The sequence below is a fragment of the Kitasatospora sp. NPDC028055 genome (genome assembly GCF_040637885.1).
Taxonomy (GTDB): domain Bacteria; phylum Actinomycetota; class Actinomycetes; order Streptomycetales; family Streptomycetaceae; genus Kitasatospora.
In genome coordinates this window covers 69,242-83,565 of sequence record NZ_JBEZXE010000013.1, presented here as the reverse complement: position 1 = coordinate 83,565, position 14,324 = coordinate 69,242, and the positions used below count along the sequence as shown (strand labels likewise).

Sequence of the window (14,324 nt, the reverse complement as noted above, 5' to 3'; positions counted from 1 at the left end):
CACCGGCCTGGCGGCGGCGCGTGAAACCGGCCGGGCAGCAGGCAGCGGGAACACCCGGACCACTCGGCGGCCGGTACCACGCCTGGGCCGACTTCCTGGAGCGCTGGTCGGCGGGCGAGCCGGTCGACGACACCGGCCTGCCCGCGCTCACGCCCACCGACTTCCCCGAGGACACCTGGCAGCGGCTCGGGGCGCGGATCACGGAAGCGCTCCAACAGCGCCTCCAGGCCTGGGCGGACGCGCTCGTCGCGGCGGTCAACGCGGCCGACGACGAGTTCGCCGTGGGCCGCGCCCTCGCTCAGGCACGCACCGGGCTGCACCGGATCCGGTCGCTCGCCGGCCACCCGCAGCTCCCGGCCGACCTGAGGGAGAAGCTGACCGCGATCATCGACGGGCAGACCCGCCGGGCCCAGGAGGATCTGGAACGCGAGCTGGAGCGCCGGGCGTCGTACGAGCACGACCAACAGGCCGTCGACGCGCGCCGCCGCACCCTGCGCGACAACCCGCTCACCGCCGTCATCACCGCCACGCCCCCGGCCGACCCGGGCGGCTGGTCCTACGACCCCGCCGACGGGCCGCGCCGCCGCATCGTCCCGGGCTGACCGGGTCCTCGACCCGCCGTCCTACCGCGTCCCGCCGAACTGCCGTCCCGCCGAACCGCTGAACCGAGACCCGAGGCCCAGATGTCCAACTACGCCGAGAGCCGAGACGACCTCGACAACTACCTCACCGCGCGAGTACCGGTGATCGGCCTGCGTACCATCGAGCAGCAGCGGGCGCTGCGGCTGGTGAAGGAGGTGGCGACCCGGTCGCGCCGTAGCAGCCAGCCGTTCTGGATCTACACCAGGGCCACCGGCCTGCGCGACCTGCGCTCCAACGCCACCGTCCAGGACGACCGCTCCCTGACCGGCGCCATGGAGTTCGCCGCCGCCCAGTTCACCAGCCGCCCGCAGGCCACCCTGATCCTGGTCGACCCGGACGGGCTGGAGACCGACACCCACTTCACCCGGCACGTCGCCGAACTCGCCCGGCTGGCCGACGCCAACGCCGGCAGCATCGTCCTGATCACCGACAGCCCGATCTGGAGCGGACTGCAACGGCTCGGCATGAGCCTGCAGCTCGAACTGCCGGACGCCGACGAGATGTACGGCACCATCAAGAGCTTCCTCGACGACCACCACGGCGTGGTGCCGATCGAATGGAACGAGGACGACGCGCGCCGGGCCTCGGAGTTCCTGCTCGGCGTGACCGAGGCCGAAGCGGTCAACCTGATGGCCACCATCGTCGCCAAGGGAGCGGTCCAGCGCGACGACGTCCTCGCGCTGGCCCGGGCCAAGGACCGGATCTTCAGCGACCTCGCCGGCCTCGAGCGGGTCCAGCTCAAGGCCTCGGACTACTCCGTCGGGGGCCTGAGCAGCCTGCGGGGATGGCTCCAGCGCAAGCACGAACTGATGCACGCCGATCTGCGCGGCACCGACCTGCGGCCGCCGCGCGGCGTGCTGCTGGTCGGCGTGCCCGGCTGCGGCAAGTCGCTGTCCGCCAAGGCCATCGCCTCGCAGTGGCAACTCCCGCTCTACCGGCTCGACATGGCGAGCATCCACGGCAAGTACCTCGGCGAGTCCGAGGGCCGGATGCGGGAGGCGCTGGAGACCGCCGACCGGGTGGCGCCGTGCATCCTGTGGATCGACGAGATCGAGAAGGGGCTGGCCGGCAGCCACGACATGTCCGGCGTGCCGCAGCGCGTCATCGGCCAGTTCCTCTTCTGGCTCCAGGAGTCGGACTCCCGCGCGTTCGTCGTCGCCACCGCGAACGACGTCCGCAGCCTCCCGCCCGAGCTCCTCCGCAAGGGTCGCTTCGACGAGCTCTTCTTCGTCGACCTCCCCGACGCACAGGACCGCAAGGAGATCATCGATCTCTACTACCGCAAGTACGTCAAGGTCGAGCCCGACCCGGACCAGGTGGACCGTCTCGTCGACCTCTCCGAGGGATTCGCCGGCTCGGACATCGAAGCCGCCCTCCACGAGGTCGGCGCCGAGGTGCACCTCAACGGCGGAGCCGCCAAGCTGCTCCCGTCGTTCGTGCTCGACACCTTCGCCAACACCACGCCGCTCAGCCGGACCAACCCCGAACAGATCGAGGAGATCCGTACCTGGGGCCGCGACCGAGCCGTCCCGGCCGGCCGCACCACGACCACCACGACCTCCGGCACCTCCGGCACACCCCGTCGCGTCGTCTTCATGGGCGAGTAACCGTCGGTGAGATCCGTGGATCTGCCATCCTGTGGCCCGCGTCACATCCAACTCCTGTCAGCAATCGGGGCGCCGTCACCGTCGTCAACGCCCTGCCCGACTTCGTCGAGCGGATGCGGCTCCACCAGGTCGAGACCGGCCGGGACCTCGCGTTCCGCAAGCTCGCCGACGTGTTCGCGGGCACCGGGGTGCGGCTGCGCCTGGCGAGCGTCACCGGCGTCGACCCCATGCGCAGGACCGTCGCATTGACCGGCGCGGACGGCGACGGCGAACTCGGGTACGACACGCTCCTCTACACGCTCGGCAGCTCCGTCGCCCACCACGGCGTCCCCGGAGTGGCCGAGTACGCCTTCGACGTGACCGGCCTGTCCTCGGCGCTGCGCCTGCGCGAGCGCCTGGCCACTCTGGGCGAGGGCGGCACACTGCTGGTTGTCGGGGAGGGCCTGGCCGGCATCGAGGCCACGCCTCGCTCGGGGGATGGGCAGACCTGCTCGCTGGGATTCCCCGCCCTCCCAGGGCTGTGGCTTGGGTGGGGAACGGCGCGCTTTCGTGGCGAGGTCTGACGTCCGGGGACCAAGGAGGGGCCGGGGGGCGTCCGAGGTTGGCTGTCAGCTCACTGGGTTCCCAAGGCGTGGGCGAGCAGGGTTTGCCGGGTGCGACTGCCCGTCTTCGCGAAGACCGACTTGAGGTGGTCCTGGACGGTGTTCTCGGACAGGAACATCAACCGGGCCACCTCGCGCGTGTTCGCGCCGGTGCGGAGGTGGGCCAGGAGCTCGGTCTCGCGGGTGCTGAGGCCGTAGGACCGCGCGAACAGCGTGAGGCGCTCGCTGGGGGCGGTGGTTTCGATGGTGACGGCGATGTCGCGCTCGGGCACCGGCGCGCCGGAGTCCATCCGGGCGGCGCGCAGGGTGAGCCAGTGGCCGCTGCCCAGGTGGACGCGGGCGCGTGCCGGGTTCGCGTCCACTGCGGCTTCACGGGCGAGGAGCTGGGCGCCCACGTTGTAGGCACCCGCCGGGATCGGCGCCCGGCCCGGGGAATCCGGCGGGATGAGCTGCCGAAGGTAGTGCTGCGTCGGCGGTGTCGTGGCCCGCACCTGGAGTTCCGGGGAGAGCAGCATGATGGCCGGTCCGGCGGGAGGCGGGGCCCCTGCGTGTTCGGTCGTGAACGTCGCCGCCTGGCTGCGGCGCAGCGCCGCGGTGAGCGGCGCGGTCACGCTGTGCAGGAAGTCCAGCTCCGCCGTTGTGAACGCGGGTGCGTCCTGCAGGCGCCACAGGTCGAGGAATCCCCAGCAGCCGAACCTGTCCCGGAAGACCGAGGAGGCGATGTCCGTGACCTGGTAGTGGCGCAGGAGGTCCCGCCACATCAGGCTGCGCTCCAGGTCGCCTCCCGTCGCCTGGTGCAGGGAAGCCACCGGGGCGCTCAGGCCGGTCCACCTGTTGACCGTGGTGCAGTACTTGAGCCGGATCAGCCGTGGCAGCTCCGGCAGGCACGGGACGTCCGCCAGCGGTGCGGAACCCACCGATGTCTCCGGGTCGGTGGCCAGCCAGACGTAGGCGTCGAACCCGATCACGCGCCGCAGCAGAGGGAGCAGGGCCAGACGCAGCGTCCGCACGTTGGTGTCCTGCTCGCACAGCAGCACCAGCTGTTCCCTGACCCGGGCGGTCCTGTCGGTCACGATCGCAGGTTAAACCCCGGTCGCCGCGCGCAACGGGAGTCGGCGCCTGCGAATCCCAGGAATCTGGGATGGGCTCGTCGGGAGGGTGCTTCTAGCGTGAGCAGCAAGAAGACAAGGCTGTATCGAGCCAAGGAGCGGGGCCATGTACACGATGGTGGTGCGGATGTCGGTCGACCCGTCGCGGACCGAGGTGGTCACGCGGCACCTGCGCGAGGACATCGTCGGCTGGGCAATGCGCCGGCCGGGTTTCGTGAGCGGTCAGTGGCTGCTCGGCCCCGAGGGCGACCAGGGGCTGGGCGTCGTCGTCTTCGCGTCCCAGGATGCCGCCGACAGTGCGGCGCAGGGCCCGAGCGGTTTCCGGCGCGACGAAGGCCGCGCCTGGAACGTCGAGGAGGTGACCGTCTACGAGCAGGTTGCGTCGGCCTAGGAGGAGTCATGGCTGCTGCTGGGGGAGTTGGCCTGATCAGCTGACGGTCCGTCGAAAAGTGCCATGCTTCGTGTCGGCCTGGGCCGTGTCCACAGTTTGGCGTGGACACGGTCAAATTCTTCTGTAGTGAGTCTCTAGAAATCGCAAGATTGAAGAAGACATTCGTGCCTCCACCCTGTGACCATGAGTGAGTGGCGCAGCTAGGGCTCCCCTCCAGGGGTGAGCGGTTCCGGCGGGCGTCCACGGGTTCGGTGCTTCAGCCGTCTCCGCTCTCGTGCGGGCGCGCCTGCGCCATCTGGCGCTCCGGCTCGGGTCAGCGGGTCGAATTGCAGGGGGAGCTCATATGGAGCGCATGATCGAGTCTGCCGTCAGCACCATCCGCTACAGATACTTCGAACCGCTGACCCTCGATGATCTCGCCCAGTCGGCAAGGGTCAGTAAATTCCATTTCCTGCGCACGTTCAGGCGTGTCACCGGCGTCACTCCCGGGCGATTCCTCACGGCCGTCCGCCTGGAGGAGGCGAAGCGCCTGCTGCTCACCACCTCGCTGAACGTCTCCGACGTCTCGGCGCAGGTCGGATACAGCAGTACGGGAAGCTTCACCCGGCGCTTCACCGAGTCGGTGGGCTGCTCGCCGACCCAGTACCGGCAGTACGGCCCGGGTGAGTCCGTCGGAGGGCCGGCGCTCGGACCGGCCGCCGTGACGGGCGGCAGGGACGGGCGGGGCGGGACCGTGACCGGCATCGTCCGGGTCTTCGACCCCGGGGTCACCGCCGTCTACATAGGAGTGTTCGAGAGTTCGATCCTGGAACGATGTCCCGCCGTCAGGGCGGTCATCATCGAACCCGGCTCCTTCCGGTTGACCGGCGTCCCCGAGGGGACCTGGTTCATCCACGCGGTCGGACACGGGACGCACCCGGACGGCGTCCCGAGTCCTGGAAAGCAGAACCTCCTCGTCGGCACCGTGGGGCCGATCGACATCGCCCCGGGCGAGGTGGTAGACCTCAACCTCACCGTGCGCCCGCCGGCCTGGCACCACCCGCCGATCCTGCTCGCCCTGCCCGACCTGGTCGAGCAGCCGTCGATCGCGGCCTGAGCGGCCTGAGCGGCCTGAGCGGCCTGAGCGGCCTGAGCGGCCGGAATCGGACGGGATTCGGACCGGTTTCGGCCCGGATTCGGACCGCGGCCCCGGGCGGGGCCGCGAGCGCACACGCCCACGGCCGGACGAGGACCGGCCTCTCCTCGGCAGGTGAGGAAGCTGAGTACGATTTCTGAGACCCACGGCACCTGGCGCGCCGTCGGAAGCACCGTGGCCCGGGGTCCCGAGCGGCTGCGGGCCGCCGTCGGCCTGCTGCCGGCGGCGCCGGCGGGCCCGCGCGAGCCCTACTTCGCGGACGGGCCGGCCGCCCCGGACCGGCGGTACCACGAGGAGAGCAACTTCGTGGAGGCCCGGATGACCGACCAGCGGCCGGGTTCGTCCCGGGAAGCGCCGGGCGCCCGGGCGGAGTTCGGGCCGGTGCTCGCGACCGTCCCGCTGCCCGATCCGGGGCTCGCGGCGTCCGCCGGGACGGCCGCCTCGTTCACCGAGGTGCTGCTCGCCCGGCGCACCGGGTACGGCCGCTACCGCGGGCCGTTCGGCCTCGCCGAACTGTCCGCCCTGCTGCACCACGCGGCCGGGATCACCGCCGTCAGGCGGCCCGGCCCGGACACCGTCCAACAGGTACGGGCGTACCCGAGCGGCGGCGCCCGCTACCCGCTCCAACTGCTGCTCTACTGCCACGGGATCGAGGGCCTGGAGCGCGGCCTGTACCGGTACGAGCCCCAGGCGCACACCCTCGAACAGCTCGACACCGCCGACCTGTCGGGCCGGCTGCGCCGCTGCGCCCCGGCCACCGACCCGGACGAGCCGGGCGGCGGCGCGATCGACGCCGAGCACTGCCCACTGTGGGTGTTCACCGTCGGGGACCTCAGCTACCAGCGGTCGCAGTACGGGCTGCGCTCCTACCGGCTGGTGCTCCAGGAGTCCGGACACCTGGCGCAGAATCTGGCGCTGGTGGCGACCTGGCTCGGCAAGACCTCGATCGGGCTGGCCGGGTACTTCGACGAGGCGGTCAACCACCTGATCGGCGTGGACGGGGTGAACTCCGCGGTGCTCTACCTGCACCTGTTCGGTGCCGCCGGGGACTGAGCGTCCCCTCCCCGCAGGCGTGGGCCGCCCCCGCCCCCGTTCGAGGAGAACGGGGACGGGGACCGGGGGCCCCGGGGGGAGGGCTCAGCGGGGCGGGATGTTGTGGTTCACCCGGAAGAAGTTCTCCGGGTCCCAGGTGCGCTTGGCCTCCTGGAGGCGGGACCAGTTGGCCTCGGTGTAGGCCGTCCTGGTCTTCGACCCGTCGGTGAGGAAGTTGAGGAACGTCCCGCCGGTGGCGAAGGGCTCCAGGCGGGCGTGCAGGCCGTCCGCCCACTCCCGCACCGGGGCCGCCATCGCGGGGGCCGGGATCATCGCCGTCGTGATCACCGAGAACGGCACGTCACGGTGGCCGACCGGTCCGGCGTCCGGGCCCGGGGTCGCCATCGCGCCGGACCAGTGGCGGATCTCCACCGTGGACATCGGCGGGGCCGCCGAGCCCGTACCGGCCGCCGCGACCATCGCGTCCACGCCCGCCTGCGGGACGGTGTGGAACAGGTCGATCACCTGGTGCGCCACCATCGGGGGCGGCGGCGGGCCGGCGATGGCCGGGCCGGCCTGCGCGAACGGCATCTCGGTGAGCGCGCCGGCCACCGGCGCGTCCAGGGTGTCGAACAGTGGCTTCAGCAGCCGCTCGCCCTCGGTGGCCGACCCGTCGAAGCACACCCGCAGGCAGAGGAACTGCTTGCCGCGGAACGGCTCCGGCACCGGCGGGCCCGGGGGCATTCGCATCATCAGCAGCGCGGTGGACAGTTGGCCGGGCTGCTGCGGCGCCCACTCCAGGTAGTGCGGGACGCCCTCGGGGGCCCGGTCGAGATCGAACAGCAGGTGGCCCGCGTACACCGTCGCGACCGGGTACAGCCGGACGGTGAACTCGGCGGCCACACCGAAGTTGCCGCTGCCGCCGCGCAGGGCCCAGTAGAGGTCCGGGTTCTCGGCGGCGCTCGCGATGCGCAGCTGCCCGTCGGCGCCGACCACCTCGGCCGAGACCAGGCTGTCGGCGGCGTAGCCGAACTCGCGGGAGAGCCAGCCGATGCCGCCGCCCAGCGTGAAGCCGGCCGCTCCGACCATCGGGGTGCCGGACAGCGGAGCCAGGCCGAACGGCGCGGCGGCCGCGATCACGTCGGACCACAGCGCGCCGGCCTGCACCACGGCGGTACGGCTCGCCGGGGCGACGGTGACCGCGTTCAGCGCCGAGGTGCGCAGCAGCAGCCCGCCGTCCGAGGGGTGGACCGCACCGTGGCCGGTGCCCTGCAGGGCGAACGGCACCCCGGCCTCGCGGGCGGCCCGGACGGCGGCCTGGATGTCCTCGGTGCCGGTGGCCATGGCGACGGCGGCGGGGCAGGACTCGACGGCACGCATCCAGGCGAGCCGCTCGGTGTCGTACGCCTCGTCACCGGGCAGGTGGACGGCGCCGGCGAAGGCCGGGCGCAGGGCGCGGGCCACCGCCTCCGAGGCCTGCGGACGGTCGGTCATCAGTTGTGCTCCCTTTCGTCACGGGGGGTTGCCCCGGGTGGCGTGTTCTTCAACCAGGTGGTCAACTCGCCGACCAGTAGGCTGAGTTCCTGAGCGGAGACGATCGTGTAGTGATTCTGAGGCCGCGTCAGAACGGCCAGGTCGGGGCAGAGTTGGCGCCAGTCGGCAGCCGGGTCGGCGCCGGGGTGGGCGTGCTCGGCCACCACCAGGAGGGCCGGGCGCTCGACCACGCCCGGGTGGTGCGCCGCGAGCAGTGCCAGGTTCCGGGCGTGGACCCGGGACAGCCGCCGGTGGGTCGGCAGGTCGGCCTCGGCGGGCAGCAGGCCGTGCGCGACGGCCGCGTCCCGGGCGGCGGCCGCCTCGGTGCCGGGGGCGGCGGCGCGGACGGCTTCGGCGGCCGCCTCGGGCAGCTCTCCGCCCGCCAGGTCGCTCAGGAACTCCAGCTGCCGGGCGGTCTCGTCCGACGGGACCCGGTGGTCCCGGACGGTGCTGTCGATCATGAACAGCCAGGATTCCCGGCCGTGTTCGGCGAGCTGCCGGGCGACCTCGTGGGCCAGCACCCCGCCCATCGACCAGCCGCCCAGCAGGTACGGGCCGTCCGGGCGCAGCCGTTCCAGTTCCTCCCGGTAGCGGGCGGCCAGCGAGGCGAGGTCCGGCGGCTCGGGTGCGTCGGATTCTCCGGAACCAGAGCCGAGCGCCGGGTGCTGGAAGGCCAGCACCGGGCCGGGCCACGCCTGGGCCAGCGGCAGGTAGCTGCTCACCGAGCCGCCCACCGGGTGGAACAGCACCAGTTCCGGGCCGGGCCGGTCGGCCAGTCGCACCGCGCAGGAGGCCGTCCGGCCGCCCTCGGCCAGCCGGGCCCCGAGCGCACGCAGGGTCGGGGCCTCGAACACCTCGCCGAACCGCAGCTCGACGCCGAACTCGGCGCGGATCCGGTTGACCAGCCGCAGCGCCAGCAGCGAGTTGCCGCCGAGCGCGAAGAAGTCGCTGTCCGGGCCGAGCGCCGGCACCTGCAGCAGTTCCGTCCACAGCTCGGCGAGCCGCTTGAGCAGCCCGTCGTCCAGTTCGCCGCCCTCCTGCTCGGGGCCGGGGGCGTCGAGCAGGGCCAGCGCGGCCCTGGCGTCCACCTTGCCGTTGCCGGTCAGCGGCAGCCGGTCCACCGGGCGGATCCGACCGGGCACCAGGTAGGAGGGCAGCCGGGCGCGCAGGAAGCCGGCCAGCTCGGCCGGGTCGCAGGCGGCGCCCTCGGCGGCCACCACCAGGGCGGCCAGGGCCAGTTGGCCACCGGGCGCGGGCACCGCGCAGACCGCGCACTCGGCCACCGCCGGGTGGGTGCGCAGCGCCGTCTCGACCTCGCCGGGCTCCACCCGGAAGCCCTGGATCTTCAGCTGCCGGTCCTCCCGGCCGAGGAACTCGATGGTGCCGTCCGGCCAGTACCGGCCCAGGTCGCCCGTCCAGTACAGCCGTTCGCCGGTCACCGGGTGGTGGTGGAAGCGTTCGGCGGTGCGCTCCTGGTCGCCCGCGTAGCCGCGGGCCAGGCCGGTACCGCCGATGTGGATCCGGCCGGTGGCGTGCGGGGGACGCAGCTCCAGCCGGTGGTCGAGCACCCGCATGGTCTGACCGCGCAGCGGCGTGCCGTACGGGACGGACCGCCAGGCCGGGTCGGGCTCGCCGACCTCGTACAGGTTGGACCAGATCGCGGCCTCGGTGGCGCCGCCCATCGCCAGTATCCGTACGTCCGGGCGGCAGCGGCGCATGCGTGCGGGCAGGGTGACCGGGATCCAGTCGCCGCTGAGGAGGAACGCCCGGACCGGCGGCGCGGCGGGGGTGTCCGGCTGTTCGACCACCTCGACCAGCATCTCGGCCAGCGCGGGCACCGAGTTCCACACCGTCACGCCGTGCTCGGCGGCGCAGCCCGCCCAGCCGGCCGGGTCGGGGCGGGAGGTGGCGGCGGGCAGGACCAGGGCGGCGCCGGCGGCGAGGGTGCCGAAGACGTCCCAGACCGAGAGGTCGAAGCTGAGCGAAGAGATGCCGAACACCCGGTCCTCGGGGCCGAGTTCGATCCGCTCGTCGATGTCGAGGACGGTGTTCAGGGCGGCCCGGTGCTCCACCGCCACGCCCTTGGGGACACCGGTGGAGCCGGAGGTGTAGATGACGTAGGCGAGGTCCTCGGCGGAGCCGGGCGCGGCCGGGGCCCACCCCGGGCGCGGGTCCACCGCGTCCACCTGGATCGGGGCGACCGTCGCGGGCAGCTCGGGCGAGCGGTGCGACTGGGTCAGGACGACCGGGCAGCCGCAGGCGTCCAGCAGGGCGGCGATCCGCTCCGCCGGGAGCGCGGCGTCCACCGGGCAGTACGCGGCCCCGGCCCGGAGCGTGCCGAGCACGGCGACGACCTGCTCCCAGCCCTTGCTCATCACCACCGGCACCACCTGGCCGGGGCCGACGGCGAGGTCGGCCAGCCGGGCGGCCACCGCGCCGGACAGCGCCTCGAGTTCGCCGTAGTCGAGGGTGCGCCCGGGGGCGATCACGGCGGGCGCGGCGGGTCGGCGGGCGGCCTGCGCCAGGAAGGGGTCCTCCAGTCGGCCGGTGGGCGCGGGGGCGGGCCGGTTGAGCGCCTCGACGGTCTCCCGGTGGCCGGGCGGCAGCAGCTCGGGCAGCCGCTCGGCGCCGTCCGGGGCGGCGAGGTCCTCGACCAGCCGGCGGTAGGTGTCGAAGAGGGTCTGCGGCAGGCCGGGCGGGAACGCCTCGTCGACCACGTCCCAGACGCACTCGATGCCGCCGTCGGCGGCGTCCTTGGTCTGGTTGTCGATCAGCACCTGCGGGGTGCGCAGCCCGGTGTGGACGGTCCGGCAGGCCGGGCGCGGGGCGGCGGCACCGTGCCCGACCGGGGCGAGCATGCTGTTGAACACGTACGGCAGGGCCGCCGAGGAGGTCCAGCCGCGCCGGGCCGCCAGCTCGCGGGTGACGTGGACGCCGGAGACGTCGGCGTGCTCCAGGTCCCGCCAGAGCTGCTTCTGCAGCCGGACGGCGCGGGCCCAGAAGTCGCCCTCGGTCAGGTCCGCCTCCACCGGCAGGGTGGCGCTGAACTGGCCCACCACGCCGGCCGCCTCGGGGTGCAGGTTGGTCCAGTTCTGGTGCAGCACGTTGAGGCAGAAGCGGGGGCTGCTCGCCCAGGCGCCGAGCACCTCGGCGTAGATGTGCAGCAGCGCGGTGGTCGGCAGGATGCGGTGGGCGCGGAAGTTGGCCCGCAGCCGCTGCCACCGCGCCCGGTCGATGGTGAAGCTGCGCCGGGTCAGCAGGACGGGGGAGATCGCCGCGGGGCGGCGCTCCATCGGCAGCCGGGGGGCCTCCGGCAGGGTGTCCAGCCGGGCCTCCCAGTACTCCTGGTGGGCCCGGTGCTCCGGGGTGCCGACCCGCGCGGCGGCGGCCAGCACGCAGTCGCGGAAGGTGCCGGTGACGGGAGGCAGTTCGGCGTCCGGGTCGAGGTAGAGGCGCCACCACTCGTCCTGCAGCAGCCGGGTGGAGCCGGAGTCCAGCAGCAGCAGGCTCATCGCCAGGTGCAGCCGGACGCGGTGCGGGCGCAGCCGGACGGCGGTGATCTCGAACAGCGGCCAGCCCGTGGGGTCGGGGCCGGTGTCGCGCATCCGCTCCCGGACGGCGGCCAGCCCGGCCCGCCGCTCCTCGGCGCCGGCCGCGCTCAGGTCGACCACGGTGAGCCGGAACGGCGCGGCCTCGCCGGGGTCGAGGACGCGCTGCTCGCCCTCCGGCAGGACGACGGTGCGCAGGTGCTCGTGGCGGTCGATCAGCTGCCGGACGGCCCGCTCGGCCCGGTCGGTGTCCAGCCCGACCACGTCGAGCTCGTAGTACAGGTTGGGCCGGAAGCCGCCCAGCTCCATCAGCGGGCTGGCGCCGACCAGGTAGGCGGCCTGCAGATCGGTCAGCGGGAAGGTCGGGGAGGTCGGGACGGCCGGCGAGGTCGGCGGGGTCGGGACGGTGCGGTCATGCGGCGCGGTCATCGCGGCCTCCGGCCGGGTGCTGGTCGGGCGGCAGCAGGGCCCCGGACACGGCGTCGACCACCGGGTGCGGGTCCTGGTGCAGGAAGAAGTGGTGGCCGGGGAACTGCCGGACCGTGCAGCCGGCGCTGGTGTGCAGCCGCCAGGCCGTGAGCTCCGCGAGGTCGGCCACCGGATCGTCGGTTCCGCCGAACACCGAGACCGGGACGGCGAGTTCGGGCCCGGGGCGCCACCGGTAGGTCTCCGACACGGAGAAGTCGGCGCGGAGCATCGGCAGGACCGTGCCGAGCAGGCCCGGGTGCTGCAGCAGTTCGTCCGGCGTGCCGTTCAACTCGGCGAGGTGGGCCAGTAGTTGCTCGGTCGGGGCGGCGTGCACGGGGGCGGCCCGGTCGGGCAGGTGCGGGGCGCGCCGGCCGGCCACCAGCAGCCGTACCGGCCTGGGCAGGCCGCGCCGCTCCAGTTCCCGGCACACCTCGTACGCCAGCAGCGCGCCCATGCTGTGCCCGAACCAGGCGTGCGGACCGTCGAGTTCGGGGGCGACGGCGTCGACCAGGGCGGGCACCAGCTCGTCCAGCCCGGCGTACGGGCGCTCGCGGAAGCGGCTCTCCCGGCCGGGCAGCCGGACGCAGCGCAGCTCGATCCGCGGGTCGAGCCGGGTGGCCCAGTGCCGGTAGACGCCGGCGCCGCCGCCGGTGTGCGGCAGGCAGAACAGGCGCACCGCGGCGGCGGGGCGGGGGCTCCAGCGGACGGTCCAGGCGGCCGCGTCGGCGATCACTGGCACATCCATGCGGCGGTCCTCTCGGCGATCATCAGGCAGGTCAGGTTGGTCGGGGCGCTGGGCATGGCGGGCATCACCGAGGCGTCCGCGATCCGCAGGCCGGTCAGCCCGCGGACGGCCAGCCGCTGGTCCACCACGGCCTCCCGGTCGTCGTCCGGGCCCATCCGGGCCGTGCCGACCGGGTGCCAGGCGGGGAAGACGAAGGAGGTCACGGCGCGGCGCAGCAGCTCGTCCTGGTGGACCATCCGCTCCGTCCACAGCAGCCGCTTGTCCAGGTGGCGGTCGAGCTCCTGATCGTGCGACAGCTCCCAGACCAGCCTGGTCCCGGCCATCAGCACCGCGACGTCCTCGGGGGTGGTGGCCAGCCCGAGGGTGATCTCCGGCTCGCCGTCCCGGAGCGTGACGCTGCCCCGGGAGGTCGGGCGCAGCGCGGTGGAGTGCAGCGACATCGCCGGGCGGCCGCGCAGCACCTGGGCGGCGCCGGGGACGGCCAGGCCGGCCAGGGTGTTCACCAGCGTCAGGTTGAGGTCGGGGCGGGAGCCGCCGGTGCTGTCGACCCGCGCCAGCACCTGGTGCATCTGCTCGCCGGGCCGGGCCACGCCGGGGCGGGTGACCGCCCACAGCGCGACGATCGGGTGGTCGATCAGGTTGCGGCCGACGCCGGGCAGGTCGAGGACCGGGGCGATCCCCTGCCCGGCCAGGTCGTCGGCCGGACCGATGCCCGAACGCAGCAGCAGCGCGGCGGTGTTGACCGCCCCGGCGGCCAGTGTGACGGACCCGGCGGACAGCGTCAGCTCGCGGCCGTCCCGGACGGCGGTCACGCCGGTGGCCCGGCCGCCGCGGACCTGCACCCGCCGCGCCGTGGTGCCGGTCCAGACGGTCAGGTTGGCGCGGTCGGCGGCGGGCTCCAGGTAGGCGTCGGCGGCCGAGTAGCGCCGCCGGCCGACCACGTTCAGCGGGATCGGGCCGGCCCCGAGGAGGCTGCCCGGGTCGTTCAGGTCAGCGGCCCGCGGGATGCCCAGGTCGGCGCAGGCCCGCAGGAACCCGGAGGCCAGCGGCGCGAGTTCGGACGGGGCGGTGCGCCGGACGGGCACCGGTCCGTCGGTGCCGTGGCCGGGGCCCAACACGTCGGCGTCGGACTCCAGCGCGGCGTACCAGGGCAGGACCTCCGTCCAGCCCCACTCGTCGAGCCCTGCGGCGGCCCAGCCGTCGAAGTCGAACGGCAGGCCGCGCAGCGCCAGCGCGCCGTTGACCGCCGAGGACCCGCCGAGCACCCGGCCGACCGGGTACGGGCAGCTGCGCCCGTCCGGTCCGCCGTCGCCGACCCGGGCCTCGAACTCCCAGTTGGAGCCGGACAGGACGGGTTGGTCGCCGCGGTCGGTGGGGCGCGGCCCGGCCTCCAGCAGCAGCACCCGCCGGTCCGGCCGCTCGGAGAGCCGGGCGGCCAGCACAGCGCCCGCGGAGCCGCCGCCGACGACGATGTCGTCCCAGATCAGCTGTTCGCGGTTCGAGGTCTCCATC

At 73.8% G+C, this 14,324-nt stretch carries 10 protein-coding genes and 1 pseudogene; 6 read left to right on the top strand and 5 right to left on the bottom strand.

From position 1 onward, the window contains the following. The first annotated feature begins 20 nt into the window (after window positions 1-20). The 3 genes and pseudogenes from AB0F71_RS16390 to AB0F71_RS16380 form a co-directional block, all read left to right on the top strand. On the top strand, window positions 21-602 hold the full coding sequence (locus AB0F71_RS16390; protein ID WP_360233834.1) for a hypothetical protein: 582 nt from the start codon (window positions 21-23) through the stop codon (window positions 600-602). An 81-nt stretch (window positions 603-683) separates the two neighbouring features. Then, window positions 684-2,249 carry an AAA family ATPase gene (locus tag AB0F71_RS16385; RefSeq protein WP_360233831.1) on the top strand — a complete coding sequence of 522 codons (1,566 nt, stop codon included), beginning with the start codon at window positions 684-686 and terminating at the stop codon, window positions 2,247-2,249. 74 nt (window positions 2,250-2,323) lie between these two features. Continuing rightward, window positions 2,324-2,707: pseudogene (locus tag AB0F71_RS16380) on the top strand (FAD-dependent oxidoreductase); the annotation flags it as partial. Between the two features lie 155 nt (window positions 2,708-2,862). Here the strand turns inward: AB0F71_RS16380 and AB0F71_RS16375 are convergent. Next, the gene (locus AB0F71_RS16375) at window positions 2,863-3,924 is read right to left on the bottom strand and encodes a helix-turn-helix transcriptional regulator (protein WP_360233828.1); all 1,062 of its coding nucleotides are present in this window, start codon (window positions 3,922-3,924) and stop codon (window positions 2,863-2,865) included. 142 nt (window positions 3,925-4,066) lie between these two features. On the opposite strand from AB0F71_RS16375, the gene AB0F71_RS16370 reads away from it, so the two are divergent. From AB0F71_RS16370 to AB0F71_RS16360, 3 genes are all read left to right on the top strand, one after another. Continuing rightward, window positions 4,067-4,351, top strand: coding sequence for a hypothetical protein (locus AB0F71_RS16370; protein ID WP_360233825.1), 285 nt, complete (start codon window positions 4,067-4,069; stop codon window positions 4,349-4,351). A 352-nt stretch (window positions 4,352-4,703) separates the two neighbouring features. Continuing rightward, window positions 4,704-5,447 carry a helix-turn-helix transcriptional regulator gene (locus AB0F71_RS16365; protein WP_360233822.1) on the top strand — a complete coding sequence of 248 codons (744 nt, stop codon included), beginning with the start codon at window positions 4,704-4,706 and terminating at the stop codon, window positions 5,445-5,447. A 153-nt stretch (window positions 5,448-5,600) separates the two neighbouring features. Then, entirely contained in the window at window positions 5,601-6,539 is a 939-nt protein-coding gene (locus AB0F71_RS16360) for a SagB family peptide dehydrogenase (protein ID WP_360233819.1), read from the top strand. Window positions 6,540-6,623: 84 nt separating this feature from the next. Here the strand turns inward: AB0F71_RS16360 and AB0F71_RS16355 are convergent, their stop codons facing one another. The 4 genes from AB0F71_RS16355 to AB0F71_RS16340 are packed head-to-tail and all read right to left on the bottom strand — an operon-like array spanning window position 6,624 to window position 14,323. Then, window positions 6,624-8,012, bottom strand: a complete 1,389-nt coding sequence (locus AB0F71_RS16355) for an FAD-binding protein (RefSeq protein ID WP_360233816.1) — start codon at window positions 8,010-8,012, stop codon at window positions 6,624-6,626. Continuing rightward, complete coding sequence (locus tag AB0F71_RS16350) at window positions 8,012-12,028, bottom strand: amino acid adenylation domain-containing protein (protein ID WP_360233813.1); 4,017 nt, start codon at window positions 12,026-12,028, stop codon at window positions 8,012-8,014. Before AB0F71_RS16350 ends, AB0F71_RS16355 begins: the two co-directional genes overlap by 1 nt. Beyond that, entirely contained in the window at window positions 12,012-12,812 is an 801-nt protein-coding gene (locus tag AB0F71_RS16345; protein WP_360233810.1) for a thioesterase domain-containing protein, read from the bottom strand. Before AB0F71_RS16345 ends, AB0F71_RS16350 begins: the two co-directional genes overlap by 17 nt. Beyond that, window positions 12,797-14,323, bottom strand: a complete 1,527-nt coding sequence (locus AB0F71_RS16340) for a GMC family oxidoreductase N-terminal domain-containing protein (protein WP_360233807.1) — start codon at window positions 14,321-14,323, stop codon at window positions 12,797-12,799. The genes AB0F71_RS16345 and AB0F71_RS16340 overlap by 16 nt, the downstream gene beginning before the upstream one ends. Window position 14,324 lies beyond the last annotated feature (1 nt).

Coding starts and splice junctions, on each gene's coding strand:
- AB0F71_RS16385 (WP_360233831.1), top strand. CDS start 684: ATGTCCAACTACGCCGAGAGCCGAGACGACCTCGACAACTACCTCACC.
- AB0F71_RS16370 (WP_360233825.1), top strand. CDS start 4,067: ATGTACACGATGGTGGTGCGGATGTCGGTCGACCCGTCGCGGACCGAG.
- AB0F71_RS16365 (WP_360233822.1), top strand. CDS start 4,704: ATGATCGAGTCTGCCGTCAGCACCATCCGCTACAGATACTTCGAACCG.
- AB0F71_RS16355 (WP_360233816.1), bottom strand. CDS start 8,012: ATGACCGACCGTCCGCAGGCCTCGGAGGCGGTGGCCCGCGCCCTGCGC.
- AB0F71_RS16350 (WP_360233813.1), bottom strand. CDS start 12,028: ATGACCGCGCCGCATGACCGCACCGTCCCGACCCCGCCGACCTCGCCG.
- AB0F71_RS16345 (WP_360233810.1), bottom strand. CDS start 12,812: ATGGATGTGCCAGTGATCGCCGACGCGGCCGCCTGGACCGTCCGCTGG.
- AB0F71_RS16340 (WP_360233807.1), bottom strand. CDS start 14,323: ATGGAGACCTCGAACCGCGAACAGCTGATCTGGGACGACATCGTCGTC.